Annotated in this window: 23 protein-coding genes; 11 read left to right on the top strand and 12 right to left on the bottom strand. The window is 71.1% G+C overall.

Going from position 1 to position 19438, the window contains the following annotated elements; translation table 11 throughout:
• Window positions 1-51 precede the first annotated feature (51 nt).
• The 3 genes from AB0C33_RS44530 to AB0C33_RS44520 are packed head-to-tail and all read left to right on the top strand — an operon-like array spanning window position 52 to window position 2947.
• Window positions 52-1290, top strand: a complete 1239-nt coding sequence (locus AB0C33_RS44530) for an extracellular solute-binding protein (RefSeq protein ID WP_358299696.1) — start codon at window positions 52-54, stop codon at window positions 1288-1290.
• Window positions 1287-2144, top strand: a complete 858-nt coding sequence (locus AB0C33_RS44525) for a sugar ABC transporter permease (protein ID WP_358299694.1) — start codon at window positions 1287-1289, stop codon at window positions 2142-2144. Before AB0C33_RS44530 ends, AB0C33_RS44525 begins: the two co-directional genes overlap by 4 nt.
• Entirely contained in the window at window positions 2141-2947 is an 807-nt protein-coding gene (locus AB0C33_RS44520; RefSeq protein ID WP_358299691.1) for a carbohydrate ABC transporter permease, read from the top strand. The genes AB0C33_RS44525 and AB0C33_RS44520 overlap by 4 nt, the downstream gene beginning before the upstream one ends.
• A gap of 18 nt (window positions 2948-2965) precedes the next feature.
• Here the strand turns inward: AB0C33_RS44520 and AB0C33_RS44515 are convergent, their stop codons facing one another.
• Complete coding sequence (locus AB0C33_RS44515) at window positions 2966-3622, bottom strand: TetR/AcrR family transcriptional regulator (RefSeq protein WP_358299688.1); 657 nt, start codon at window positions 3620-3622, stop codon at window positions 2966-2968.
• A gap of 84 nt (window positions 3623-3706) precedes the next feature.
• Window positions 3707-4507, bottom strand: a complete 801-nt coding sequence (locus tag AB0C33_RS44510; protein ID WP_358299685.1) for an acetylxylan esterase — start codon at window positions 4505-4507, stop codon at window positions 3707-3709.
• A gap of 114 nt (window positions 4508-4621) precedes the next feature.
• On the opposite strand from AB0C33_RS44510, the gene AB0C33_RS44505 reads away from it, so the two are divergent.
• Complete coding sequence (locus AB0C33_RS44505) at window positions 4622-5743, top strand: helix-turn-helix domain-containing protein (protein WP_358299682.1); 1122 nt, start codon at window positions 4622-4624, stop codon at window positions 5741-5743.
• Here AB0C33_RS44505 and AB0C33_RS44500 read toward each other — a convergent pair.
• Window positions 5715-7109 (bottom strand): carboxylesterase family protein, encoded by a 1395-nt coding sequence (locus tag AB0C33_RS44500; RefSeq protein WP_358299679.1) that lies wholly within the window; start codon window positions 7107-7109, stop codon window positions 5715-5717. The genes AB0C33_RS44505 and AB0C33_RS44500 overlap by 29 nt on opposite strands.
• Window positions 7110-7224: 115 nt before the next feature.
• On the opposite strand from AB0C33_RS44500, the gene AB0C33_RS44495 reads away from it, so the two are divergent.
• Window positions 7225-7626 carry a hypothetical protein gene (locus AB0C33_RS44495; RefSeq protein ID WP_358299676.1) on the top strand — a complete coding sequence of 134 codons (402 nt, stop codon included), beginning with the start codon at window positions 7225-7227 and terminating at the stop codon, window positions 7624-7626.
• Window positions 7623-7985 (top strand): nuclear transport factor 2 family protein, encoded by a 363-nt coding sequence (locus AB0C33_RS44490; protein WP_358299673.1) that lies wholly within the window; start codon window positions 7623-7625, stop codon window positions 7983-7985. Before AB0C33_RS44495 ends, AB0C33_RS44490 begins: the two co-directional genes overlap by 4 nt.
• A gap of 44 nt (window positions 7986-8029) precedes the next feature.
• On the opposite strand, the gene AB0C33_RS44485 is transcribed toward AB0C33_RS44490, so the two are convergent.
• Entirely contained in the window at window positions 8030-8221 is a 192-nt protein-coding gene (locus AB0C33_RS44485; protein ID WP_358299670.1) for a hypothetical protein, read from the bottom strand.
• Between the two features lie 145 nt (window positions 8222-8366).
• Here AB0C33_RS44485 and AB0C33_RS44480 point away from each other — a divergent pair, with 145 nt between their 5' ends.
• Window positions 8367-8486 (top strand): zinc-binding dehydrogenase, encoded by a 120-nt coding sequence (locus tag AB0C33_RS44480; protein ID WP_358299668.1) that lies wholly within the window; start codon window positions 8367-8369, stop codon window positions 8484-8486.
• Between the two features lie 376 nt (window positions 8487-8862).
• On the opposite strand, the gene AB0C33_RS44475 is transcribed toward AB0C33_RS44480, so the two are convergent.
• From AB0C33_RS44475 to AB0C33_RS44465, 3 genes are all read right to left on the bottom strand, one after another.
• Window positions 8863-9642 carry a neutral zinc metallopeptidase gene (locus AB0C33_RS44475; protein ID WP_358299665.1) on the bottom strand — a complete coding sequence of 260 codons (780 nt, stop codon included), beginning with the start codon at window positions 9640-9642 and terminating at the stop codon, window positions 8863-8865.
• A gap of 407 nt (window positions 9643-10049) precedes the next feature.
• Window positions 10050-12038: a sigma-70 family RNA polymerase sigma factor gene (locus tag AB0C33_RS44470; RefSeq protein WP_358299662.1), complete on the bottom strand. Its 1989-nt coding sequence runs from the start codon at window positions 12036-12038 to the stop codon at window positions 10050-10052.
• A complete protein-coding gene (locus AB0C33_RS44465; protein WP_358299659.1) occupies window positions 12038-12352 on the bottom strand; it encodes a YciI family protein in 315 nt (104 codons plus the stop codon). Before AB0C33_RS44465 ends, AB0C33_RS44470 begins: the two co-directional genes overlap by 1 nt.
• Window positions 12353-12415: 63 nt before the next feature.
• Here AB0C33_RS44465 and AB0C33_RS44460 point away from each other — a divergent pair, with 63 nt between their 5' ends.
• A complete protein-coding gene (locus AB0C33_RS44460; protein ID WP_358299656.1) occupies window positions 12416-13084 on the top strand; it encodes a DUF998 domain-containing protein in 669 nt (222 codons plus the stop codon).
• Between the two features lie 331 nt (window positions 13085-13415).
• On the opposite strand, the gene AB0C33_RS44455 is transcribed toward AB0C33_RS44460, so the two are convergent.
• Complete coding sequence (locus AB0C33_RS44455) at window positions 13416-14276, bottom strand: aminoglycoside phosphotransferase family protein (RefSeq protein ID WP_358299653.1); 861 nt, start codon at window positions 14274-14276, stop codon at window positions 13416-13418.
• 216 nt (window positions 14277-14492) lie between these two features.
• Between AB0C33_RS44455 and AB0C33_RS44450 the strand changes: the two genes are divergently transcribed.
• From AB0C33_RS44450 to AB0C33_RS44440, 3 genes are all read left to right on the top strand, one after another.
• Window positions 14493-15068, top strand: coding sequence for a GNAT family N-acetyltransferase (locus tag AB0C33_RS44450; RefSeq protein ID WP_358299650.1), 576 nt, complete (start codon window positions 14493-14495; stop codon window positions 15066-15068).
• Between the two features lie 292 nt (window positions 15069-15360).
• Window positions 15361-15822 (top strand): nucleoside deaminase, encoded by a 462-nt coding sequence (locus AB0C33_RS44445; protein ID WP_358299647.1) that lies wholly within the window; start codon window positions 15361-15363, stop codon window positions 15820-15822.
• A 243-nt stretch (window positions 15823-16065) separates the two neighbouring features.
• Complete coding sequence (locus AB0C33_RS44440) at window positions 16066-16617, top strand: DUF2165 domain-containing protein (RefSeq protein WP_358299645.1); 552 nt, start codon at window positions 16066-16068, stop codon at window positions 16615-16617.
• A gap of 18 nt (window positions 16618-16635) precedes the next feature.
• Here AB0C33_RS44440 and AB0C33_RS44435 read toward each other — a convergent pair whose 3' ends face one another.
• From AB0C33_RS44435 to AB0C33_RS44420, 4 genes are all read right to left on the bottom strand, one after another.
• Window positions 16636-16968, bottom strand: a complete 333-nt coding sequence (locus AB0C33_RS44435; RefSeq protein ID WP_358299642.1) for a hypothetical protein — start codon at window positions 16966-16968, stop codon at window positions 16636-16638.
• Between the two features lie 77 nt (window positions 16969-17045).
• Entirely contained in the window at window positions 17046-18008 is a 963-nt protein-coding gene (locus AB0C33_RS44430; RefSeq protein WP_358299639.1) for a hypothetical protein, read from the bottom strand.
• Window positions 18009-18330: 322 nt separating this feature from the next.
• Complete coding sequence (locus tag AB0C33_RS44425; RefSeq protein ID WP_358299636.1) at window positions 18331-18636, bottom strand: ABC transporter permease; 306 nt, start codon at window positions 18634-18636, stop codon at window positions 18331-18333.
• Window positions 18637-18927: 291 nt separating this feature from the next.
• Window positions 18928-19438, bottom strand: a 511-nt coding sequence (locus AB0C33_RS44420; protein ID WP_358299633.1) for a proprotein convertase P-domain-containing protein, incomplete at its 5' end; no start/stop codon positions are given.

The raw sequence follows: 19438 nt of genomic DNA, 5'->3' as shown, positions 1-19438 counted from the left end.
CCGTCGCCCCGCACCCAAGCGGGTGTTCGGCGACTGTCTTGAGGAGTTCTCATGGTGAACAGGACGGCCGGGGCGCTCGCCCTGATGCTGCTGGTGTCGGCATGCGGTGGCGGCGGGCAGAGCGCGGCCACCGACAAGGTGTTACGGATCGCGATGAGCTCCCCCGGCGAGGAGCAGATCAAGGTGTGGAAGGACGTCGCGGCCCAGTACGAGAAGGCACACCCGGGCGCCAAGGTCGAGCTCAACTTCCAGGAGGACGACCTCTACCAGACCATCGGCCTGCAGAACCTGCTCAACGGCCGGCAGGCGCCCGACGTCTACTTCGAGTGGGCCGGCGACCGCCTGCGCACCCGGGTCAAGGACGGCTTCGCCGCCGACATCTCCTCCCAAGTCACCACAGGGCCCCTCAAGGGCCTCATCCCGGACGAGGCGTACAAGCGCACCACGGTCGACGGCAAGACGGTCATGGTGCCGTTCGCGGCCGATGTCACCAACGTCCTCTGGTACAACACCAAGATCCTGGCCGACGCCGGCGTGCAGCCGCCCAAGACCTTCGAGGAGCTGCTCACGGCCTGCGACACGCTCAACGCCAAGGGCGTCACCCCGATCGCCTCGGGCAACAAGGACCTGTGGGCCGCCGGCAACTGGCTGTCCCACCTGGTCTCCCGGGTCGTCGGCGAGCAGTCCTACCAGGACGTGCTGTCGGGCAAGGCCCCCATGACCGACCCCGCCTGGGAACGCGCGCTCGGCTACGTGGCCCAGCTGCACGACCACAAGTGCGTCAACAGCAGCGCCAACGCCGCCAACGACAACGAGGGCGCGCAGCTGTTCTTCCAGGGCAAGGCGGCCATGCACCCGATCGGGGCGTGGCTGGTCAGCTGGGCCCTGGACGAGGCCCCGAAGCTGGACTTCGACTACGTCAACCTGCCGGCGATGACCGGCGGCGCCGGCGACCAGGACAGCGTGATCGGCGTCGTCACCGGCTACGTGATCAACGCCAGGAGCAGGAAGGTCAAGGAGTCGGCCGAGTTCCTGGCGCTGCTGAACTCCCCGGCCAACGCCGCCGCGTTCGTCAAGGCGGGCACGGTGCCCCAGGCCAGGGCGGCGGGCGCCGGGCAGATCGACGCGCGGACCACCCGGCTCAACGACCTGCTGGCCGAGGCCAGGACCGTGGTCTCCCCGCCGGACACCGGCTATGACCTCAAGCGCGCCGACGCGCTCTACCGCGCGCTGGCCGCGGTGCTCGGCGGGGTGAAGTCTCCCAAGGAAGCGCTGGCCGTCGCGGGATGAGACGCAAGCTCACGCCGTACCTGTTCGCCGCCCCGGCGCTGCTGGTGTTCGGCTTCGCGGTGCTCGTGCCCGCGCTGGCGACCGGGGCGTTCAGCCTGACAGAGTGGACCGGTTTCGGGCCGATGGAGTTCGTCGGCCTCGACAATTTCCTCAGAGCAGCCCAGGACACGATTTTTCTGGATTCGTTCGTCCATGTCGGCATCTACATCGTTGTGACCATCGTGCTGGAGGTCGCCGTGGGCCTCGTCCTGGCCGGGCTGCTGGTCACCCGGCGCGGCGGGGCGCCCTGGTTCCGGGTCGCGCTGTTCACCCCGGTCATGTTGCCGATGGTGGTCGTGGCCGTGCTCTGGGCGTTCGTCTACAACGCCGACTTCGGCCTGGTCAACGCCTTGCTGGGGCTGGTCGGCGTGCCGGGCGAGGTCTGGCTGGGTGACGAGAGCACGGCGCTCCTGGCCGTCTGCGTCGTCTCCGGGTGGGTGTACGCCGGGTTCTACATGGCAATCTTCTACGCCGCCTTCGCCCAGATCCCGACGGACGTGATCGAGGCCGCCCGCCTCGACGGCGCCGGCGAGCCGGCCATCTTCCGCCGGATCAAGGTGCCGATGATCAGGGACGCGGTCGAGGTCTGCCTGCTGCTCTGCGTCACGGGCGGCTTCCAGACGTTCGACCTGTTCTACGTCATGACGGGCGGCGGGCCGTACAACGCGACGGAGATCCCCACCACGTACCTGACCCGGGTGGTCTTCCGTGACGGCGAGGTCGGCTACGGCTCGGCCATGGCGGTGCTGATGACCGCGGCCGTCGTCCTCATCGGGCTGGCGTTCATGCGACTGCGCAGGAGGCCGGCCCGATGAGACGGCTCTCGACCGTGCTGCTGGCCGTGGTGTCGGCGGCGTTCTTCCTGCCGCTGCTGTGGATGGTGGCCTCCAGCTTCAAGTCCAACGCGCAGATCTTCGCCGACCCGTTCGCCCTGCCCGAGTCGCTGGACTTCGGCCGCTGGGCCGAGGCGTGGGAGGTCGGCGGCATCGGCGGGTACGCGCTCAACAGCGTGATCGTGACCTCGGTGTCGGTGCTGCTGATCCTGGCGCTGTCGTCGGCGGCGGCGTTCGCGTTCAGCCGCTTCGACTTCCGCGGGCGCGGGCTGTTCATGGGCCTGCTGGCGCTCGGGCTGCTGCTGCCGCTGCAGTCGTACTTCATCGCCCAGAGCACGATGTTCACCGAGCTGGCGCTGAGCGACACCCGGTGGGCGCTGATCGTCCCGTACACGGCCATGGGGCTGCCGCTGGCCACGTACCTGATCAAGGTCTACCTGGACGCGCTGCCACGGGAGCTGTTCGAGGCCGCGCACATCGACGGCGCCTCCGACCTGCGGGTCTACCTGCTGATCGCGCTGCCGCTGCTGCGGCCGGGGCTGGCGACCGTGGCGGTGTTCTCGGCGCTGTCCTGCTGGAACGAGTTCCTGCTGGCCCTGCTCTACATCCAGGACGACTCGCTCAAGACGATCCCGACCGGCCTGCTGGCCTTCTCCAGCCGCTACGTGACCGACCACGGCCTGCTGTTCTCGGCCCTGTCGATCATCACGCTGCCGATGATCGCGGTCTACATGGTGTTCAACCGTCAGGTGGTGAGCGGCATCACGGCGGGCAGCCTTAAATAGCCCCGGGGCCGTCCGACGTCAGGGGCTCTCCCCCGTGATGCGCAACGCGAAGTCCGCGTAGGTGTCCGCAACTTCGTGTGGTTCGTACGGCAGGGCGGAGTCGTACCAGTTCGCCACGCGCATCCCCATCCCGCTGATCGCGGTCACCGCGAGAAAGGCGTCGGGCACGGCGAAGACGCCCGCGGCGATGCCCTCGTCGATGATGTCGATGAGCAGTTGCCGGCCGGCCGCGCGCAGCATGAGCGCGGGGCCGGCCAGCTCGGGAGACAGGGCGTGCAGCTCGTTGTCGGCCACGACGGCCAGCATGGGGAACTCCGCGTGCGCCAGGACGTGGGCGCGCACCACCCGGCGCAGGCGCGAGGCGGGATCGGCCGGGCCCGCCGCGGCCGCCTCGGTCAGCCGCCGGTGGTGCTCCTCGTGACCGATGCGCACCAGCTCCGCCAGGACGTTCTCCTTGGTCGGGTAGTGGGAGTAGAGCGTCGCCGAGCGGATCTCGCAGGCCACCGCGAGGTCGCGGATGGAGGTGCCGTAGAAGCCCCGCTCGGCGAAGAGCTGCAGCGCCTCGCGCAGGATCCGGCCGGAGGTGCCCTGGAGCAGGATGTGCTCGGGCAGCCGGATGTCGGAGGCGGCGATCCGGCGCTGGGTCGCCGGAGCGGCCGATCGGTCGTCAGTCACGCGCTCATTCTGCCAAGACGCCGCTCCGGCCGGTCTCCTCGCACGTCAGAGCGCCGACGAGGCCGTGGCCGGAGGGCCCTTCGGTCACTGCGGCACGAGAGCGTTGCGGCGCACGTCCGACCACGTGCCGCGGTCCAGGCAGATGCCGCAGTCCGGGCCGTGGAAGAGGGACCGCGCCTCGGGGTCGTCCATGAGCTGGAAGCGCCACCAGGCGGTGGTGGGCGCGGCGAACGGCCCGGGGTCGCCGACGACGGTGAAGTGGTCGGCGCCGCGCACCTCGCCGTAGATCGCCGGGATGTGGTCCGCGTCGTCGAAGAAGGACCTGACCAGCCAGGGCCAGACGATGGAGTCGTTCTGACCGGCCATCAGGAAGGCGGGCCCGTGGACGCCGTCGATGTCGGCCAGCGGACCGGGCTGGATGGGCAGGACGGTGTCCACCCGGGCGTCGGCGCCGACGACGATGGCCGCCGCGCCGCCCTGGGAGTGCCCGGAGGCGCCGACGCGGGTCAGGTCGACCTTGCCGTGGAAGGGGCTCGACGGGTCGGCGTCGCGGCGGGCGAGCGCGTCGATCCCGGCCCGCATGGAGACGCCGAGGTTCGACATCGGGGTGTTGGCGGCCGAGACGATGAAGCCGTGGCTGGCCCACTGCAGCAGCAGGTCGCGGTAGACGAGCGGGGCGCCGCCCGTGCCGTTGCCCCACACGATCACCGGGTGGCGGCGGTCGCTGCTCGCGATGTCGCGCGGGTAGTAGAGGGTGTTGACCACGCCGACCTCCACGGCGGTCGCGTAGGGGCCGGGCGCGCCCCAGTCCGTGGTCGCGGCGTGGGCGGGAGCCGTGCCGAGTGCGTGCACGACGAGCAGGGCGGTGAGCAGGCGTCGGAACAAGGCGGCCTCCTGACTGGGGGGTTTGCACGAATCCTGTACACGAAGGAGGCCGCCGTCTCTCCGCATTCGGGCCAAGAATTGACGGGCCGGTTTGGGCAATGTGACGATCACGGGATGTCCGACCTGCACAGCCGGATGCAGCCGAGGGTGCGCGGGCTCACCGCCGCGGTGATCGCCCGGTGCGCCGCCGAAGTGCCGTTCTACCGGGAGTTGCCGCCCGCGACCCTGCACGGCGAGGTGGCCGGCTCGGTCTCGGCCGTCCTGACGATCCTGCTGCGCGCGCTCAGCCGCCCCGACGCCATGGGCCCGGCCGACCTGACCCGCGTCATCGAGTGGTCCGCGCGCCGCGCCGAGGACCACCTGCCGCTGGACGCGGCGGTGACCGCCTACCTCATCGGCGCCGAGGTCTGGTGGCAGGCGCTGACCGAGGTGGCCGCGCCGGAGGAGCTGGCCGCGGCCGGCCGGCGGATGCTCGGCTGCCTGCGCGCGGCCATGCCCGCCGTCGCCCTGGCGCACCAGCAGGCCCAGGAGGACATCAGGAGCGAGGACAAACGGGTGCGCCGCGCGCTGATCGGCGCGTTGCTGAGCGGCCACCCGTACGAGAGCCTGGCCGCGGCGGCGGGGGTCGAGGTGGGCCAGGAGCACGAGGTGCTGCTCCTCGACCTGGGACAGCCCGCGCCGCCGGCCCGGCTCGTGCAGTCGGCCCTGGACGCGCACACCGGGACGCTGGTGCTGATGGACCACGTCGAAGGAGTCGCGCTGCTGCCCGGCGGGCACGCCCTGGACGCGCTCCCGGACAGGCTGGCCACGGCCGTGGGCCGCCCCGTGCCGGCCGCCGCCGCCCGCGCCGCGACGCCCGCGGCGATCCCCGACGCGGCGCAAGAGGCCCGCGAGGTGCTGGACCTGGTGCGCAGGCTCGACCGGCCGCCCGGTCTCTACCGCCTGGACGACGTGCTGCTCGAACACCAGCTGGCCCGTCCGGGCGCGGGGCTGGCCCGGCTGGCCGCCAAGCTCGCGCCGCTCGACGGCCACCCCCACCTGCTGGAGACGCTGCGGGCCTTCGTCGAGCGCGGCCACAACCGCCGCCGGACCGCTCTCGACCTGCACATCCACCGCAACACGCTGGACTACCGGCTGCGCCGGGTGAGCCTGCTGACCGGGCTCGACCTCGCCGAACCCGCGCAGGCGCGGCTGCTGGCGGCGGCGATCACCGCGCGCGAGCTGACCAGACCCTGAGCTCCTCGTCGCGCGGCGCGTGCACGACGCCCGAGCCCGGCGAGTCGAAGACCATGACGGGACGGGAGGAGTCCCACGGCTGCCAGCCCGGATCGCCGGTCGCGGCGAAGGCGACCCAGGCCCGGTGCATCGCGTCGGCCAGTTCCTGCGGGGGCTCGTCGCCGGCCAGCTCGCGCGAGTGCCGCAGGTTGTCGAAGACGAAGCCGATCTCCAGGGCGTGACAGGCGCGCAGGTCCATGACCTTCGTCCGCCACGCGAACTCGTAGACGTGGGCCCGCTGCACGCTGTCGGCCAGGCGGTTGACCGGGGCGCGCAGGAGCAGGTCGGTGGCCATCTCGCCGAGCAGTTCCCCGGGCGTGGCGCCGGGGCGGGCGGACCGGTAGAGCCGCAGGGCCCGTCCCGGGACGCGCAGCTTCAGCAGGGCCAGGCGGAGCGTGAGCCGGCCGACCCGGTCCACGGCTCCGCTCGGGACGAACCAGAGCCGGTACTCCTCCCGGTTGGCGCCGATGAGCAGGGCGGCCTCGACCGGACCGGCGTCCGGCTCGGTCACGATGTGGAAGCCGGGGCCGCCGGTGATCGGGTCCGCCTTGCCGACCACCTCGGTCTGGACGTCGAGCAGCCGCTCCCGGTCGATCGCGGCGAACGCCTCGGCCGTGGCCGGCACCTTGAGCCGGTCCGCCATCAGCAGCGCCGTCCGCGCGGCCTCGGCCCGCGTCACGGTGTGCGGCGGACCGCTCTGCATGATCGCCCGGCGGAACAGGCCCCTGGCGCGCGGACTGGTGAGCAGCGCGCCGATGCTGACGGCGCCCGCCGACTCGCCGAAGACGGTGACGTTGCCGGGGTCGCCGCCGAAGGCCGCGATGTTGTCGCGCACCCATTCCAGCGCGGCGATCTGGTCGAGCAGGCCGCGGTTGTCCGGGGCGTCGGGGAAGACGCCGAAGCCCTCGACGCCGAGCCGGTAGTTGATCGAGACCAGGACGACGCCGTCCCTGGCGAAGGCGTGGCCGTCGTACAGGGGCAGGCTGGAGGAGCCGTTGCGCAGTGAGCCGCCGTGGATCCACACCATCACCGGACGCGCGCCGCCGTCCGCGCCGGGGGTCCAGACGTTCAGGTTGAGGCACTCGTCGCCGGGGATCTGCTGCTCGGGGATGAGCCGGTCGAGCGGCGACCGGTAGGGCCGCTTGGGGGCGGTCGGGCCGAACTCCGCCGCGTCACGGACGCCGTCCCAGCGCTCGACGGGCGCCGGGGCGCGAAATCGGTGGGCGCCGAACGGCGGCGCCGCATACGGGATGCCCCGGAAGACCTGGATCCCGGCGTGGAGTCGGCCGCGCACCTTGCCGTGCCGGGTGGCCGCGATGATGTCCATGAGCCGGATCCTACCGATCGATCGGTAGGATGCCGAGGGGCCGAACTCCTGTGAAGGGTGGGCGGCGACCGGGCAATCAGTGGTGTCCGGCATTCCCGGCGAGAGAGACCCGTGCATGACCACGTTCCTCGACGGAGCGGTCGCCGATCCCGAGCGATTCTCCGCCCTCTTCGATGCCCGCTACGAGGAGATCCGCGGCTACATCGGCCGCCGCCTCGACCTCGACGTCGCCGAGGACCTCGCCGCCGAGCCCTTCCTGATCGCCTTCCGCCGGCGTGCCGGATTCGACGCCGCCAAAGGCGGCATCAGACCTTGGCGTACGTGGTGGAACGACTGGGCTGGACCGACGACCCGGCCCCGAAGCAGTCGACCTCCTCGTGAGCGACGCATCAGAAGGACGCTCCCCGGTCCGCTCGCGACGCGATGCCCCGTGCCCCCTGGATCGAGCTGCGAAGATCAGCCGAGCGTGAACGTCCTGGCGCGGATACGGCGCCGGCTGGGAGGGTGGACCTCATGATGGAAGACTTGCGGGACGCCGAGCGCCGACTCCAGGCCGCGCAGCTCGCTGGAGACGTCGAGGCGCTGGATCGGCTGCTGGACGATCGGCTGATCTTCACCTTCGGTGCGAATGTTGCGACCAAGGCCGACGACCTGGAGCTGCATCGCACTCGGACGCAGGTGCTGACGAAGGTGGCCGAGGAGGAGTTGACCGTGCTCGCCGATGGGCGCACCGGGGTGACGTGGTTCCTCGGCACCCTGGAAGGGACCGTCTCGGGTACGCCGTTCGCGGCCAGGATGCGCTACACCCGTACTTGGCTGTACGACGAGACGCACGGCTGGCGAATCATCGCCGTACACGCCGGCACGACCGATTGACATAGCCGACACGTTGTCCGACGACCGGCCAGCCGGGTGCGACCCTACTTCTGGGCGCAGAGCATGGCGTCGAGGGTGCCGTCGACGCGGTCGGCGCTGTCGTCTGAGGTCGGTAGTGCGGTCACGGTGAGTGTGGCGCTCCGGCCGTCCTCGGTGATGCCGTTGCGGGTCTCGTAACCGGGGATGTCGCCGCCGTTGCCCCACGCGTGGCCGCCGCAGCTCAGCTTGATCTTCATCAGGCCGAGCCCGTAACCCCCAGCCGCGCGGGAGTGCCGGAGAGTCGATGGTCTGCTTCATCTCCTTCAGCTGGGCCGGCTTGAGCAGGTCGCCGCCCCCTTTCCCGCAGAGGCGGGACGTGCACTGCGCCGCGCCGTCGCCGCCGTGGCGGCAGGCGACCTGCCGCTGCGCGTCGAGGAACTGACGCTGGATCAGGCGGCCGAGGCGCGCCGGCGCATCGAGTCCGGCACGACCACGGGTAAGCTCGTGCTCAAGGTCTCCTGATCAGCGAGACAATCCAGACGCGTGCTGCTCGGCGCGTCCACCATGGCAGCGGCGGTGTGGCTGACCCCGCAGCATGCTGGGCTCGACGGCGGCTCTCCGTGAGCTGTTCGCCTGACCTGCCTTGGCTTCCGGTAAGCCCCTGACCAGCAGCTGTCTTTGGTGGCTCTCAGTCGTGCAGCGAGTACTTCGACTAGTGTGAGCGACTACTTGACGCACAGCATCCGGGGGTCCGTGCGGCATGGCGGGCAGGTCGGCGGTGGTGGCGTCCCGCTCGGGGTAGCGGATCGCCACGCGGATGCCGTGGGGGGCGAGCACCCGGCTGATCACCGTGCCGACGTCACCCGCCCCTGCGGCGGCCGGCCCGGGGTCGATCGCGTCAGGAGACCTTGGACGAGGCTGCCGCCCAGGTGTTGCAGGAGGCCGGGTCGGCGGTGCGGAAACCGGCCTTGACCCACCGCTTGCGGTTGGCGGCCTTGCCGTACTCGGCGGAGTCGCGGTAGAAGGACGACGCGGCCTTCTCCCAGTCCTGCTCGGTCTTGCCAGGCAGCGGCCAGACGCTCTTGGTGAAGGCCGCGCCCAGGCAGTCGGCCTGCTGGTACATGCGCCGCCCCTGCTCGAGGTGCTCGGCCTTGCTGGCGGCTCTGAGGTTCTCGCCGGCGTCGTAGATACCGGCCTGCTTCTGCACGTGGTAGCTGTACGTGCCGGCGATCGTGTCGAAGAGATCGAGGCCGCTGATTGGCCCGAGGAGCCAGTACTTGCCGATCTTGAAGGACAGCGTGCGGTCCCAGTCGCAATACCACACCTCGGACGACTGGATTGTCTCGCCGTCCTCGGCCCCGCAGTAGTTCTTGGGCAGGCGGGTCACGTACCGCACCTTGACCGGCTCATAGGGCAGGCCGGCCTTCTGCAGGTGCGGCCCCCACGTGTTCTCCAGGCAGCGCAGGGCCTCGTTGATGTAGGTACGGGCCTCGGCGGGCGTCGTGGGCTCGTCCGGCAGGTTGTTACAGGTCGTGGTGGGCAGCGGCCCGGCCTGGTACAACGCGTTCTTGACGAGCACGGGGTTCTTCACGGGATACGCCGAGGCGTGCGCGGCCGCCGTGACGGTCAAGGGGGTGAGGAGGGCGCAGGCGAGTGCCGCGATCTTGAGGGGCTTCACGATGGGTGAGAATAGGGCTTTCGGGGTTGGAGCGCCATATCGGTACCGGCCTGGAGCTGGAGCCATTGATCCGCGACGCACGCCGCGCGCCGGACGAAACGGCTGAGCCCTCACCGGCGGACCATCGGCTCAGGATCGTTCTCGTGCAGGCCTCCACATCTGACCCATACGGATCTGCCGCGATCCGGGCGCCGGCCACGTCCACCGATTACTCATCATGAGGAGCGGACCTGGGTCGTCGGGCCGGCCGCCATCGCAGCGTCCCGAATGCTTCGCGCCCACCGCGGGACAGCAGGACGGCTGTGACACGGCCCGACTCGGCCCTCCGTGCGTGCCCCGCTCCCGGCGATCGCACGCCGTGCTCTCACCCGGCGCCGGCATGCTCGACCTCACCGGCGCGGTGGCGGTCACCGCGTTGCTGTGCGTGGTGCTGGTGCCGAGCGGCGTACGGACGCTGCGAGCTGGTGCAGGGTGAAGCCGCCCGAGGCCTTCTTGAACAGGTACTCGGCGCGTTCGTAGGACAGGCGGCGTCTGCCGGTCTCGGGGCACAGGTCGGCCGGGTCCGGCGTCCGGGCGGGGGCGGGCCTGCGGTCGGCCAGGAAGAGGGGGCCGCGGGTCCGGCCCGCGACCAGCTCCTCCAGCAGGGGCGCGGCGCCGTCGCCCCACGTGATCGTGGCCGCGCCGCGGGCGGGCAGGTCGAGATCCTCGACGTTGAGCGCGAGGACGGCGGCGGCCGAGGCGCCCGACTCGTGCACCAGCCGCCACAGTGCCCTCTCCCGCGTCGACGGGTGCCGCCAGAGCGCGGCCAGTGCCCGGTCGTCGACGGCGGGGCGTCTCCTGCGGTCGTCGTGCTTCCTGGGCAGCTCGACCGGCAGGTCGCCGAGGCCCGCCCACGCGCCGAACGACCGTACGGCCGCGCGGTGGCGGTTCCAGGTCCTGGGCGCGGCCGTGCTCCAGGCGGCGGCGAACACCCTGGCCACCAGGGCGGGGGTGAGGTCGGCCAGCGGCGTGGCGGCCCCCAGGTCCAGGCTCAGCCGCCGCAACGTCTGCCCGTACGACCGGATCGTCCCGGCGTCCAGGTCCGTACGTGCCAGGAACCGGTCCGCCGCGTCGCCGAGCAGGGCCATGTCCGGAGTGCCCGCCGTACGGGCGAGGGAGGACGCGGTGCGGTGGCGGGCGGCGCGGGCGAGGAGGAAGGCGCGTTCGGCGGCGTTGCGGGTGAGGGCGGCGGCCCGCTCGAACGCCGTCGCGGCCTCGAAGTCACGTCCCGCCCGCGCCAGCAGGTCGCCGTGGACGGCGGACAGCGGCGGGTAGTCCCGCAGCGCCGGGTCCGACAGCAGCGGGTCCATCAGCGCCAGCCCCGCCTCCGGCCCGGTCGCCATGCCGACGGCGACCGCCTGGTTGAGCCGGACCACCGGCGAGGGCAGCAGCCGTACCAGCGGGCCGTAGAGGGCCGCGATCCGGTCCCAGTCCGTGTCGGCCGCCCCGGCCGCCTGCGCGTGACACACCGCGATCGCCGCCTGAAGGACGTACGGCCCGAGCCCTCCGCCCGCCTCCCGCGCCCTCAGCATGGAGGCGAACCCGCGCGCGATCAGCTCCCGGTCCCACCGTCCCCGGTCCTGCTCGTGCAGTTGCACCAGCTCTCCCGACGGCCCGGTACGGGCGTCCGCGCGCGACTGCTGGATCTCCATCAGCGCCACCAGCCCGTGCACCTCGGACTCGCCCGGCGCCAGCCCGGCCAGCAGCCGTCCGAGCCGCAGCGCCTCCAGCGCCAGGGCGGGCCGCGTCAAGTCCTCGCCCGCCGTGGCCGAGTAACCCTCGTTGAAGATCAGGTAGATGACCTCCAGCACGGACGCCAGCCGTACGGCCAGCTCGGGCCCCTGCGGCAGCTCGAACGGCACCCCCTCGTCGGCGAGCGTGCGCTTGGCGCGCGCGACGCGTCCGGCCACGACCGCCTCCCGCACCAGGAAGGCGCGGGCGATCTCCGCGGTGGTCAGGCCGCCGAGCAGCCGCAGCGTCAGCGCGGTCCGCTCCTCGGCGGGCAGCACGGGATGGCTGGAGACGAACATCAGCCGCAACACGTCGTCGCCGGCCTCGGCCTGTTCCGGCCGTTCGCGGTCTCCGGGCTGCTCGGGGGGCTGCTCGGGCTCAAGGTCGCGGAGCGCGTGGTCGTGCCGCCTGGTACGGCGCAGGTGGTCGAGGGCGCGCCGCTTGGCGGTGGTCGTCAGCCACGCTCCCGGCCTGTCCGGTACGCCGTCACGCGGCCAGGTCTCCAGCGCGGCGACCAGCGCGTCCTGGGCGAACTCCTCGGCCAGGCCCACGTCGCCGAGCATCCGGGCCAGCCCGGCGACGATCCGCGCGGACTCCTCCCGCCAGACCGTCGTGACGGCGTCCATCAGTAGATCTGGCGCATGTGGCACTCGCCGTCGCCGACGACCGCGAAGAAGCGCCGCGAGACCTCCAGCGCCTCCTCCCGCGAACCGACCTCGACCAGCGCGAAGCCGCCCGCCATCTCCCTGGCCTCGGCGAAGGGCCCGTCGGTCACGGTCAGCTCGCCGCCCGCGGACCTGAGCACGGTGCCGCCCAGCTCCATGCCTCCGGTGGCGAGCAGCACGCCGGCCTCGGTGAGCTCCTGGATGAACCTGCCCATCTCGACGTGCAGCGTCTCGTCGTCGCGCCGCTCGCTCACGTTCGTCAGCAGAAATCTCATGTGCGTTCCCTGTCACATCGCTCGTTCGTCGCGTATGCAGTAGAACACGAAAGGACACGGGACATGACCGCCATCGCCCCCACCTCCCCCACCTCCCCCTCCTCCCCCATCGCCTCCTCGACCCGCACCCTGCTGGCCGCGGGCGCCGTCGCCGCTCCCCTGTGGACGGCGGTCAACCTGGCCCAGGTGCTCACCCGTGAGGGCTTCGACATCGTCCGCCACCCGCTCAGCCAGCTGTCGACCGGCTCGCTCGGCTGGGTCCAGGTGGCCGACTTCCTGGTCGTCGGCGCGCTGGTGATCGCCGGCTCGTACGGGCTGCGCCGGGCCGTCCCCGGCCGGTGGCTGCCCCGTCTCCTGCTGGTCAACGGCATCGGGATGATCCTCGCGGGGATGTTCCGGATGGACGCCGGCGACGGCTTCCCCGTCGGAACCCCCGCGGGCCCGCCCGCGACGATGAGCTGGCACGCCGGGCTGCACATGGCCTCCGGCTCGATCGCCTTCATCGCCCTGGCGGCGGCCTGCTTCGTGCTCGGCCGCCACTTCTCCCGGGCCGGAGCCGCGGGCTCGGCCGTCGCGTCCTTCCTGGCGGGCGTGGCCGTCATCGCGGGGAACGGCTGGACGATGAGCGGCGGCCAAGGGGGTTCGGTGCCCCTGGCCGTCGGCGTGACCGGCGCGATGTTGTGGGTGTCGGCGGTCGCCTTCCGGCTGCGCCGCCGGGGCTCTGTCACCTGATAGCACGCTGCTGATCCGCGGCCCTCCGACCGCAGGAAGGCCGTATGCCCGTCGAGGGTGAGCGCCCGGCCGCCGGCCACTTGGCGGAGGACACCCTGCGAGCGATCGAACCGCCGCCGCGGCGCCACTGGCCGCCCGGGCCGCGGAGATCCTGGCGCTGAACGTCGAGGACGGCGCCGGCCGTCTTCGCCTCATCGGCTGCCAAGTCGGGGCTTGATCGACAAGGGAACGGCCAGCGGCGACCGACAAGCCGTCGCAGCCCCGGTTGCGCGCGCCGAACTCGCCGCCGACAACCGAGCCACGCTGCTCCATCAGGTGCTGCGTTACGCCTCTAGGTGAGAAGCACCTGGTCGAGGACGTGCTCGCCGATGGCCGCCATGCTGGGGTTGTCGGCCGAGTGGGCGGCCAGAGCAGTGCCCATGACGAGGGCCCAGCCCCGTGCGCGCTCCCAGGTCACCTCGTCGGCGTCTACATGTGATCGGAAGACCTCGCGCGCGTTCTCGTCGAACACCAGCCACGCGGCGGCAAGGTCGGTGGCGGGATCGCCGCTGGTGAGGTCGCCGAAGTCCAGGACAGCCGCCAGCTCTTCCCCGTTGAGCAGGAGGTTTCCCGGGTGCGGATCGCCGTGGAGCCAGAGTGCGGGGCCCTGCCAGGGCGGGAGGGCGGCCAGCTTCTCCCAGAGGGGGAGAAGGTCAGCTGATCGGGAAATGGACTGTAGGCGTTGCCGTACCACTTCGTCGCGGGCGGTGAGCGGGACGCCGCGGACGGGGTTACGCGGGGCCTCAGGCGGTGCGGGCCGGTGGAGGCCTGTCATGAAGTCGGCCAGCGGAGCGGCGATGCCGGAACGGTCGGGCGGCGGCACGTCGGCGACCGTGCTGCCTTCGAACCAGGGCGCGATCGTCCACGGCCACGGGTAGCCCGCGCCGGGCACGCCGACCCTGACGGGTATGGGCAGTGCGACCTCGACGTACTCGGCCAGGACCGGCAGCCAGCGTTGCTCGTTGACGATGAGGTCGACGGCGACCTGGCGGCGCGGCAGCCGTACGGACAGGTCTGTCCCCAGGCGGTAGATGACGTTGTCCCAGCCGTTGGCGACGGGGGTGAGCGGCCCTGCCAGATCCGGGTGCTGCACGCGGATCAGGCGGTCGACCAGGTCGACGTCGATGTCGGCTTCCGCCGCCGGGGTGTTCATGCCGCAACGATAGTGCGGGATGTCCTTGACAGACGGAGGCGCTGAAGCCGGGCCGTCGACGATGCCGACGCGGGGTTGCGGTGGCGGCGGCGGCCGCGCTGGTCGCTTCGGTGTCCTGACGGTTCCTGGAGGGCGATCGCCGCGTCGTTCTCGGAGACGTCGTCCGCAGGAAATCCGTTTGTGTGTCACCACAGCCCGCTGTCACTATGAGGGCCCATGCGTCACCCTCTTGACACGCTGGACTGGCCGATTTCCACCGAGCGGCTGCTGTTGCGCCGCGCTGCCCCCGACGACCTGGACGCGACCTGGGCCTTCCGGCAACTGCCGGAGACTCACGAATGGATCGCGGCCGCCACAGAGACCTACGACGACTACCGTGAGCGTTTCCTCAGCGAGGAGCGGCTCGCAGACCTGCTCCTCATCGAACTGGACGGCCGGGTGATCGGCGACCTGACATTGAGGGTCCAGGACGGTTGGGCCCAGGAAGAGGTCGCTGACCAGGCGAAAAGCGTCCAAGGGGAGCTCGGGTGGACGCTCGATCCCGCCTACGGCGGCAAGGGCTACGCCACCGAAGCGGTGCGCGCCCTCATCGACATCTCCTTCAGGCGTCTTGGCCTGCGCCGCCTGCACGCGGACTGCTTCTACGACAACGAATCCTCGTGGCGGCTGATGGAGCGGGTCGGGATGCGCCGCGAACAGCACACGGTGAGAGACTCACTCCACCGCACCAAGGGATGGCTCGACGGTCTCTCATACGCGCTCCTGGCCGAGGAATGGCCCGCCCACGAGTGATGACAGCGGAGACGCTGGTGAGCCCTCGCCGGGACGAAGATCACGCTGTCACTCGTACACGCGGCCGCTCTCCTGCCGTCGCTGCCTCGACCGGCTCGCCTCGCCGGTGGGGGACGGCTCACCGTCCGCGCCCGCCGCCCGCACATCGGGACCCTCGCCAAGGTCGCCGAGCTCCTGGCGCCCCGCCGTCGGTCGCTACCGTTGTTTTCCTGCGATCAGCCTTCTCCAAGGCCGTGGAGGGGGATGACAACTTCCAGCAGACCGGACCATCACCTTCGCTGGGAGGGCAGTCATGAAGGACGTGCCGCCGTGGCCGGACGACGACGCCATGATGCAGATCGCGATCGAGCAGGCGCGGACGGGGTTCGGGCAGGGCGGGATCCCCGTCGGCGCGGTGCTCGCCACTCCCACCGCCCTGCTCGGGGCGGGTCACAACGAGCGCGTCCAGCGAGGTGATCCGACGGCGCACGGCGAGATGGCCTGCCTGCGCGACGCGGGATCGCGATCCTCCTACGCCGGCACGACGCTGTACACGACGTTGTCGCCGTGCCCGATGTGCAGCGGGGCGATCATCCTGTTCCAGATCCCGCGGGTGGTCATCGCCGAACGGGTGACCTACGCGGGGGACGTCGGCTTCCTGCGCGGACACGGCGTCGACGTCGAGGTCCGGGCCGATGAGCGGTGCATCGCGCTGATGTCGGAGTTCCAACGGCGCTCGCCCCAGCTGTGGAGCGACGACATCGGCGGCCGGTGAGCCGCGTCCGGGACCGCTCCCGCCGCGCGGCGCGAGCGCTCGCCTTTTATGCGTGCTTTGCGGAGTCGGCTACTATAAGTCACGTTGTTCCACCTCAGGCTGAGGGGCCCGCGACGTCACCGCCAGTGACGGAGCCAGTGGAGCGGCCCGGCGAGTTCCTCCACGCCGGGCGAGCGGGCCCCGTGGATCTTTCCCCTGTGCAGGACACCTCCTCTGGGCTCGTGTGCTCATTCGATTTCAGAGATGTCAAAGGAAAGAACCTTGGCCCGCTTCGACACCATCGTCGCTCTTCGCCTGGCGAAGGCGCTGCTCACCTTCACCGTCGGCGGCTTCGCGCTGCTCGTCGTGTTCGGCAACCTCACCGACTACGGCACGAACTTCGAGTTCGTCCGGCACGTGCTGGCCATGGACGCCCAGAAGCCCGAGCTCGCCGCGGTCAGCCAGATCAACTACCGCGCCATCCCATGGACGTGGGCGCACCACGTCGCCTACGTCGGCGTCATCCTCACCGAGGCGGTCATCATGGTGACCTGTCTCGTGTCGGCCTGGCAGCAGGTCAGGGCCGTCGGGCGCGACGACGCCGCCTTCCAGCGGTCCAAGCGGTGGGGCGTCGTCGGCTGCACGGTCGCCCTGCTGCTGTGGTTCTTCGGCTTCCAGGCCATCGGCGGCGAATGGTTCGGCATGTGGATGAACGGCACCTGGAACGGCATCCCCGACGCGGTGCGGCTGTGCACCTACATCGGGATCGTGCTGGTCTTCCTCAGCCTCCGCAACGACGCCCGCGAGAACGCCTGACCCGATCGCCGGCAAGGGTCATGGCCGGACGTCGCCGTGACGGAGTCCGTTCAGCAGGAGGGTGAGCAGGCGGTCGGCGCGCGCCGGGCTGTCGGGGGTGTCCTGGGCGGCCCAGGCGATCGCGCCGACCATCCTCAGCACGTCCGCGTCGTCCGCCTCGGCGACGATCATGCCTGATCGCCGCGCCCTGGCCGGCAACGCGGCTCCCACCTCGAACATCTGCGCGTGCCAATTCGCCACCGGGTCGGTCTCGCGATCAAGCGCCGCGTTCATCACGGCCGCCGACAGACCTCGATAGGTCAGGCCGTTGTGATGTAGAGGAACGGCCGCGTTCGGGCAGCCGGGCGTCATGGGGCAGATCTGGCCAAAAAGCGGCAATGGGCCGGTCCCCGACGGCACATACCGCGGACGCGGGCCGGAGAGGACGGCTACTTCAGGTGTTTGTCGAAGAACGCGGTCGCGTAGTGGATCGCGGTCTCGCGTTGCTCGGCGGGCGTGAGCTGCCGGACGGTGCCGGTCTGGTTGGTGCTCTCACACCTGCCTCCGGGACGGTTGCGCTTCTCGACGGCGACATCATCCGTCGCGAAGGCCGGCCCAGTGCCGGGTGTCCAGATCGTGTTGAAGAAGTTGTGATTGCCTCCAGGTACGTCATGGTGTTCGGCGTTCGAGTTGCCCGCGGCCATCGTGGCGGCGATCTTGCCGTCCTCCCACATGGCGTCGCAGGTTCCGGCGACTATGGCCAGGGGGATGCGGGTGATGCGTTCCTTGTCGGCGTTGATGCCGTTCATGGCGGGCGCGAGCGCCATGGTGGCCCGGACGTGCACGCCGGACGGGGGCGTGTGGCTGTCCAGGGCCTGAGCGATGACACCGCCACCGCCCCGTGAGTGCCCGAGCGTGCCGACCCGGTCCAGATCCACATGGCCGGTGAACTGCTTGAGTTCCCGCAGGGGGCCTTCCCCGGCGGAGAGCTGCTCCCACAGCTGAAGGTGCTTGTCCAGCAGGGCCGCGCGTGCGGTGTGCCCCATGTCCTTCTCCTGTGCCTGGATGCCGTTGGCCGCCACTGACACCACGATGTAACCCTTGTCGGCCAGGGCCTCGGCCAGGTAGGCGTATCCCAGGTAGTTGTCGACCGGCTTGGCGTCCTTGGGGCACGGCCAGCCGCGGCCGCGGACGGGTTTGTCCCCCGCGGCGCAGGTGTCGCCCCAGCCGTGCAGCATCATCACCAGAGGGTGCTTGCCCCCGTCCAGCTTGCGAGGGTAGGTGACGGCGGCTTTCAGCTCCATACGCTTGCCGTCCAGGCCCGGCGGGGCGTAGGCGGTGTCATCGAAGTCGTAGGTGACCTGGCCCGAACGGGCCGCGCCCTCTTGTGTGGAGACCTGGGCCGAACCCACGACTTCAGGCTGAGGGCTGCTGCAGGCTACGAGGGTGACCGCGGCGACGGCCGTCGCGAGGAGGAGGCGGCGCAGAGGGCGTTGGAGCATACGCATGGGGAAGAGGGGCCCTTTCGTGGCTTGGTTCTCAGGCTGGCGGCCGCTCGGCTCCGTGGTAGCGCGGCGGCGTCTGGACGGTCTCCGACAGGCGGCTGCGGCGGACCAACACTCGCGTCGGCTGGGGGCCGCTGGAGGACATGTCCCGCCACCATGCTTGCCGAGGCGCTGCTGGTGGCCGAGAGGTTGGGGCTCGACTACCGGCGTGTGTCGGAGCTGGTTGCCGTCAGGCTTGGGCGGTGGCTTCCAGGGGGCGCATGGCGGCCGCCCGCTGGGCCGGGACGAGCGCGGCGAGCGCGCCGGCCGCGAGTGACAGCAGGCACACCAGCAGCAGCGTTCCCCAGGGGATCTTGAGCGTGTACTGCGGGATCGCCCCGTTGGCCAGGGCGCCGACCGCCCAGGCCCCGAACAGCGCGCTCACCAGCCCCAGCAGCGTGCCGAACGCGGCGATCGTGAGGGCCTCCAGGACCACCATCCGCCGTGGCGGGACCACCCGCTGACGTACGAGCGCTACCGCACCCTCGCCGTCCATGACACCGGCGACCCGGGAACGATCGTCGTCGAGCAGGAGGCCCTCGGGACCAGCGCGGCCACCGGCGAGTTCGCGCTGCCCAACCTGATCGTCCTCACCGTCCGCGAGGGGCTGATCACCCGTCTGCGCGACTACGTCAACCTCTCAGCAGCCGCGGCCCGCCATGGGCGTGGAGGTCTGAACGGCGGCCCGTCCGGACGAACCCGGAGCTCGGCGCGCGCATCCGCCGGCGACGTGAACGAGCCCCGGCCGGAGGACCGGCCGGGGCTCGCCACCCCTGATTGACGACGCTCAGAGCGTGATGCTCCAGGTGTCCAGGAATCCGGTGTCACCGGCGTAGACGTCCCTGATGTCGAGCGTCCAGGTGCCGGCGGCCTGCTGGCTGACCGGGACCGAGAAGGTCCTGGTGCCGTACTGCGTGCAGCTGGTGCCACCGTAGGCGTCGACCAGGTAGAAGGTGCCGTTCGGGCCGCGGAGCCGGATGTTCAGGTCCTCGGCGCAGGTGTGGCTGATCGTGATGGACAACTTCACCGGGGAGACCGCGGTGCCCGTCGCGTTGGACGTGATCGAGCTCTGGGTGGTGGAGTAGTCCCTGATCTGGTAGTCGGTGTTGTTGGTGAACGTCCGGCCGCCGGGGCCGCCGGTGCCGACCGTCAGGGTGTAGGTCGCGGTGTGCGTGGTGGAGCCGGTGCCCGTGATGGTGATCGGGTAGGTGCCCTGGGCGGTGGAGGCGCCGACCGACAGGGTCAGCGTGGAGGAGTTGCCCGAGGTCACCGAGGCCGGGTTGAAGCTGGCGGTGGTG

The sequence above is a fragment of the Nonomuraea sp. NPDC048881 genome, from assembly GCF_040649795.1.
Lineage (GTDB): Bacteria > Actinomycetota > Actinomycetes > Streptosporangiales > Streptosporangiaceae > Nonomuraea.
Note: the sequence above shows the minus strand (reverse complement) of the source record. Positions and strands in the feature narration are given on the sequence as shown.

Bases quoted from the DNA above. Each gene is read 5' to 3' on its own strand.
- AB0C33_RS44530 (WP_358299696.1), top strand. From the start codon at position 52: ATGGTGAACAGGACGGCCGGGGCGCTCGCCCTGATGCTGCTGGTGTCG.
- AB0C33_RS44525 (WP_358299694.1), top strand. From the start codon at position 1,287: ATGAGACGCAAGCTCACGCCGTACCTGTTCGCCGCCCCGGCGCTGCTG.
- AB0C33_RS44520 (WP_358299691.1), top strand. From the start codon at position 2,141: ATGAGACGGCTCTCGACCGTGCTGCTGGCCGTGGTGTCGGCGGCGTTC.
- AB0C33_RS44505 (WP_358299682.1), top strand. From the start codon at position 4,622: ATGTCCGACCTGCACAGCCGGATGCAGCCGAGGGTGCGCGGGCTCACC.
- AB0C33_RS44500 (WP_358299679.1), bottom strand. From the start codon at position 7,109: ATGGACATCATCGCGGCCACCCGGCACGGCAAGGTGCGCGGCCGACTC.
- AB0C33_RS44495 (WP_358299676.1), top strand. From the start codon at position 7,225: ATGACCACGTTCCTCGACGGAGCGGTCGCCGATCCCGAGCGATTCTCC.
- AB0C33_RS44490 (WP_358299673.1), top strand. From the start codon at position 7,623: ATGATGGAAGACTTGCGGGACGCCGAGCGCCGACTCCAGGCCGCGCAG.
- AB0C33_RS44485 (WP_358299670.1), bottom strand. From the start codon at position 8,221: ATGAAGATCAAGCTGAGCTGCGGCGGCCACGCGTGGGGCAACGGCGGC.
- AB0C33_RS44470 (WP_358299662.1), bottom strand. From the start codon at position 12,038: ATGGACGCCGTCACGACGGTCTGGCGGGAGGAGTCCGCGCGGATCGTC.
- AB0C33_RS44465 (WP_358299659.1), bottom strand. From the start codon at position 12,352: ATGAGATTTCTGCTGACGAACGTGAGCGAGCGGCGCGACGACGAGACG.
- AB0C33_RS44460 (WP_358299656.1), top strand. From the start codon at position 12,416: ATGACCGCCATCGCCCCCACCTCCCCCACCTCCCCCTCCTCCCCCATC.
- AB0C33_RS44455 (WP_358299653.1), bottom strand. From the start codon at position 14,276: ATGAACACCCCGGCGGCGGAAGCCGACATCGACGTCGACCTGGTCGAC.
- AB0C33_RS44450 (WP_358299650.1), top strand. From the start codon at position 14,493: ATGCGTCACCCTCTTGACACGCTGGACTGGCCGATTTCCACCGAGCGG.
- AB0C33_RS44445 (WP_358299647.1), top strand. From the start codon at position 15,361: ATGAAGGACGTGCCGCCGTGGCCGGACGACGACGCCATGATGCAGATC.
- AB0C33_RS44440 (WP_358299645.1), top strand. From the start codon at position 16,066: ATGTCAAAGGAAAGAACCTTGGCCCGCTTCGACACCATCGTCGCTCTT.
- AB0C33_RS44435 (WP_358299642.1), bottom strand. From the start codon at position 16,968: ATGACGCCCGGCTGCCCGAACGCGGCCGTTCCTCTACATCACAACGGC.
- AB0C33_RS44425 (WP_358299636.1), bottom strand. From the start codon at position 18,636: ATGGACGGCGAGGGTGCGGTAGCGCTCGTACGTCAGCGGGTGGTCCCG.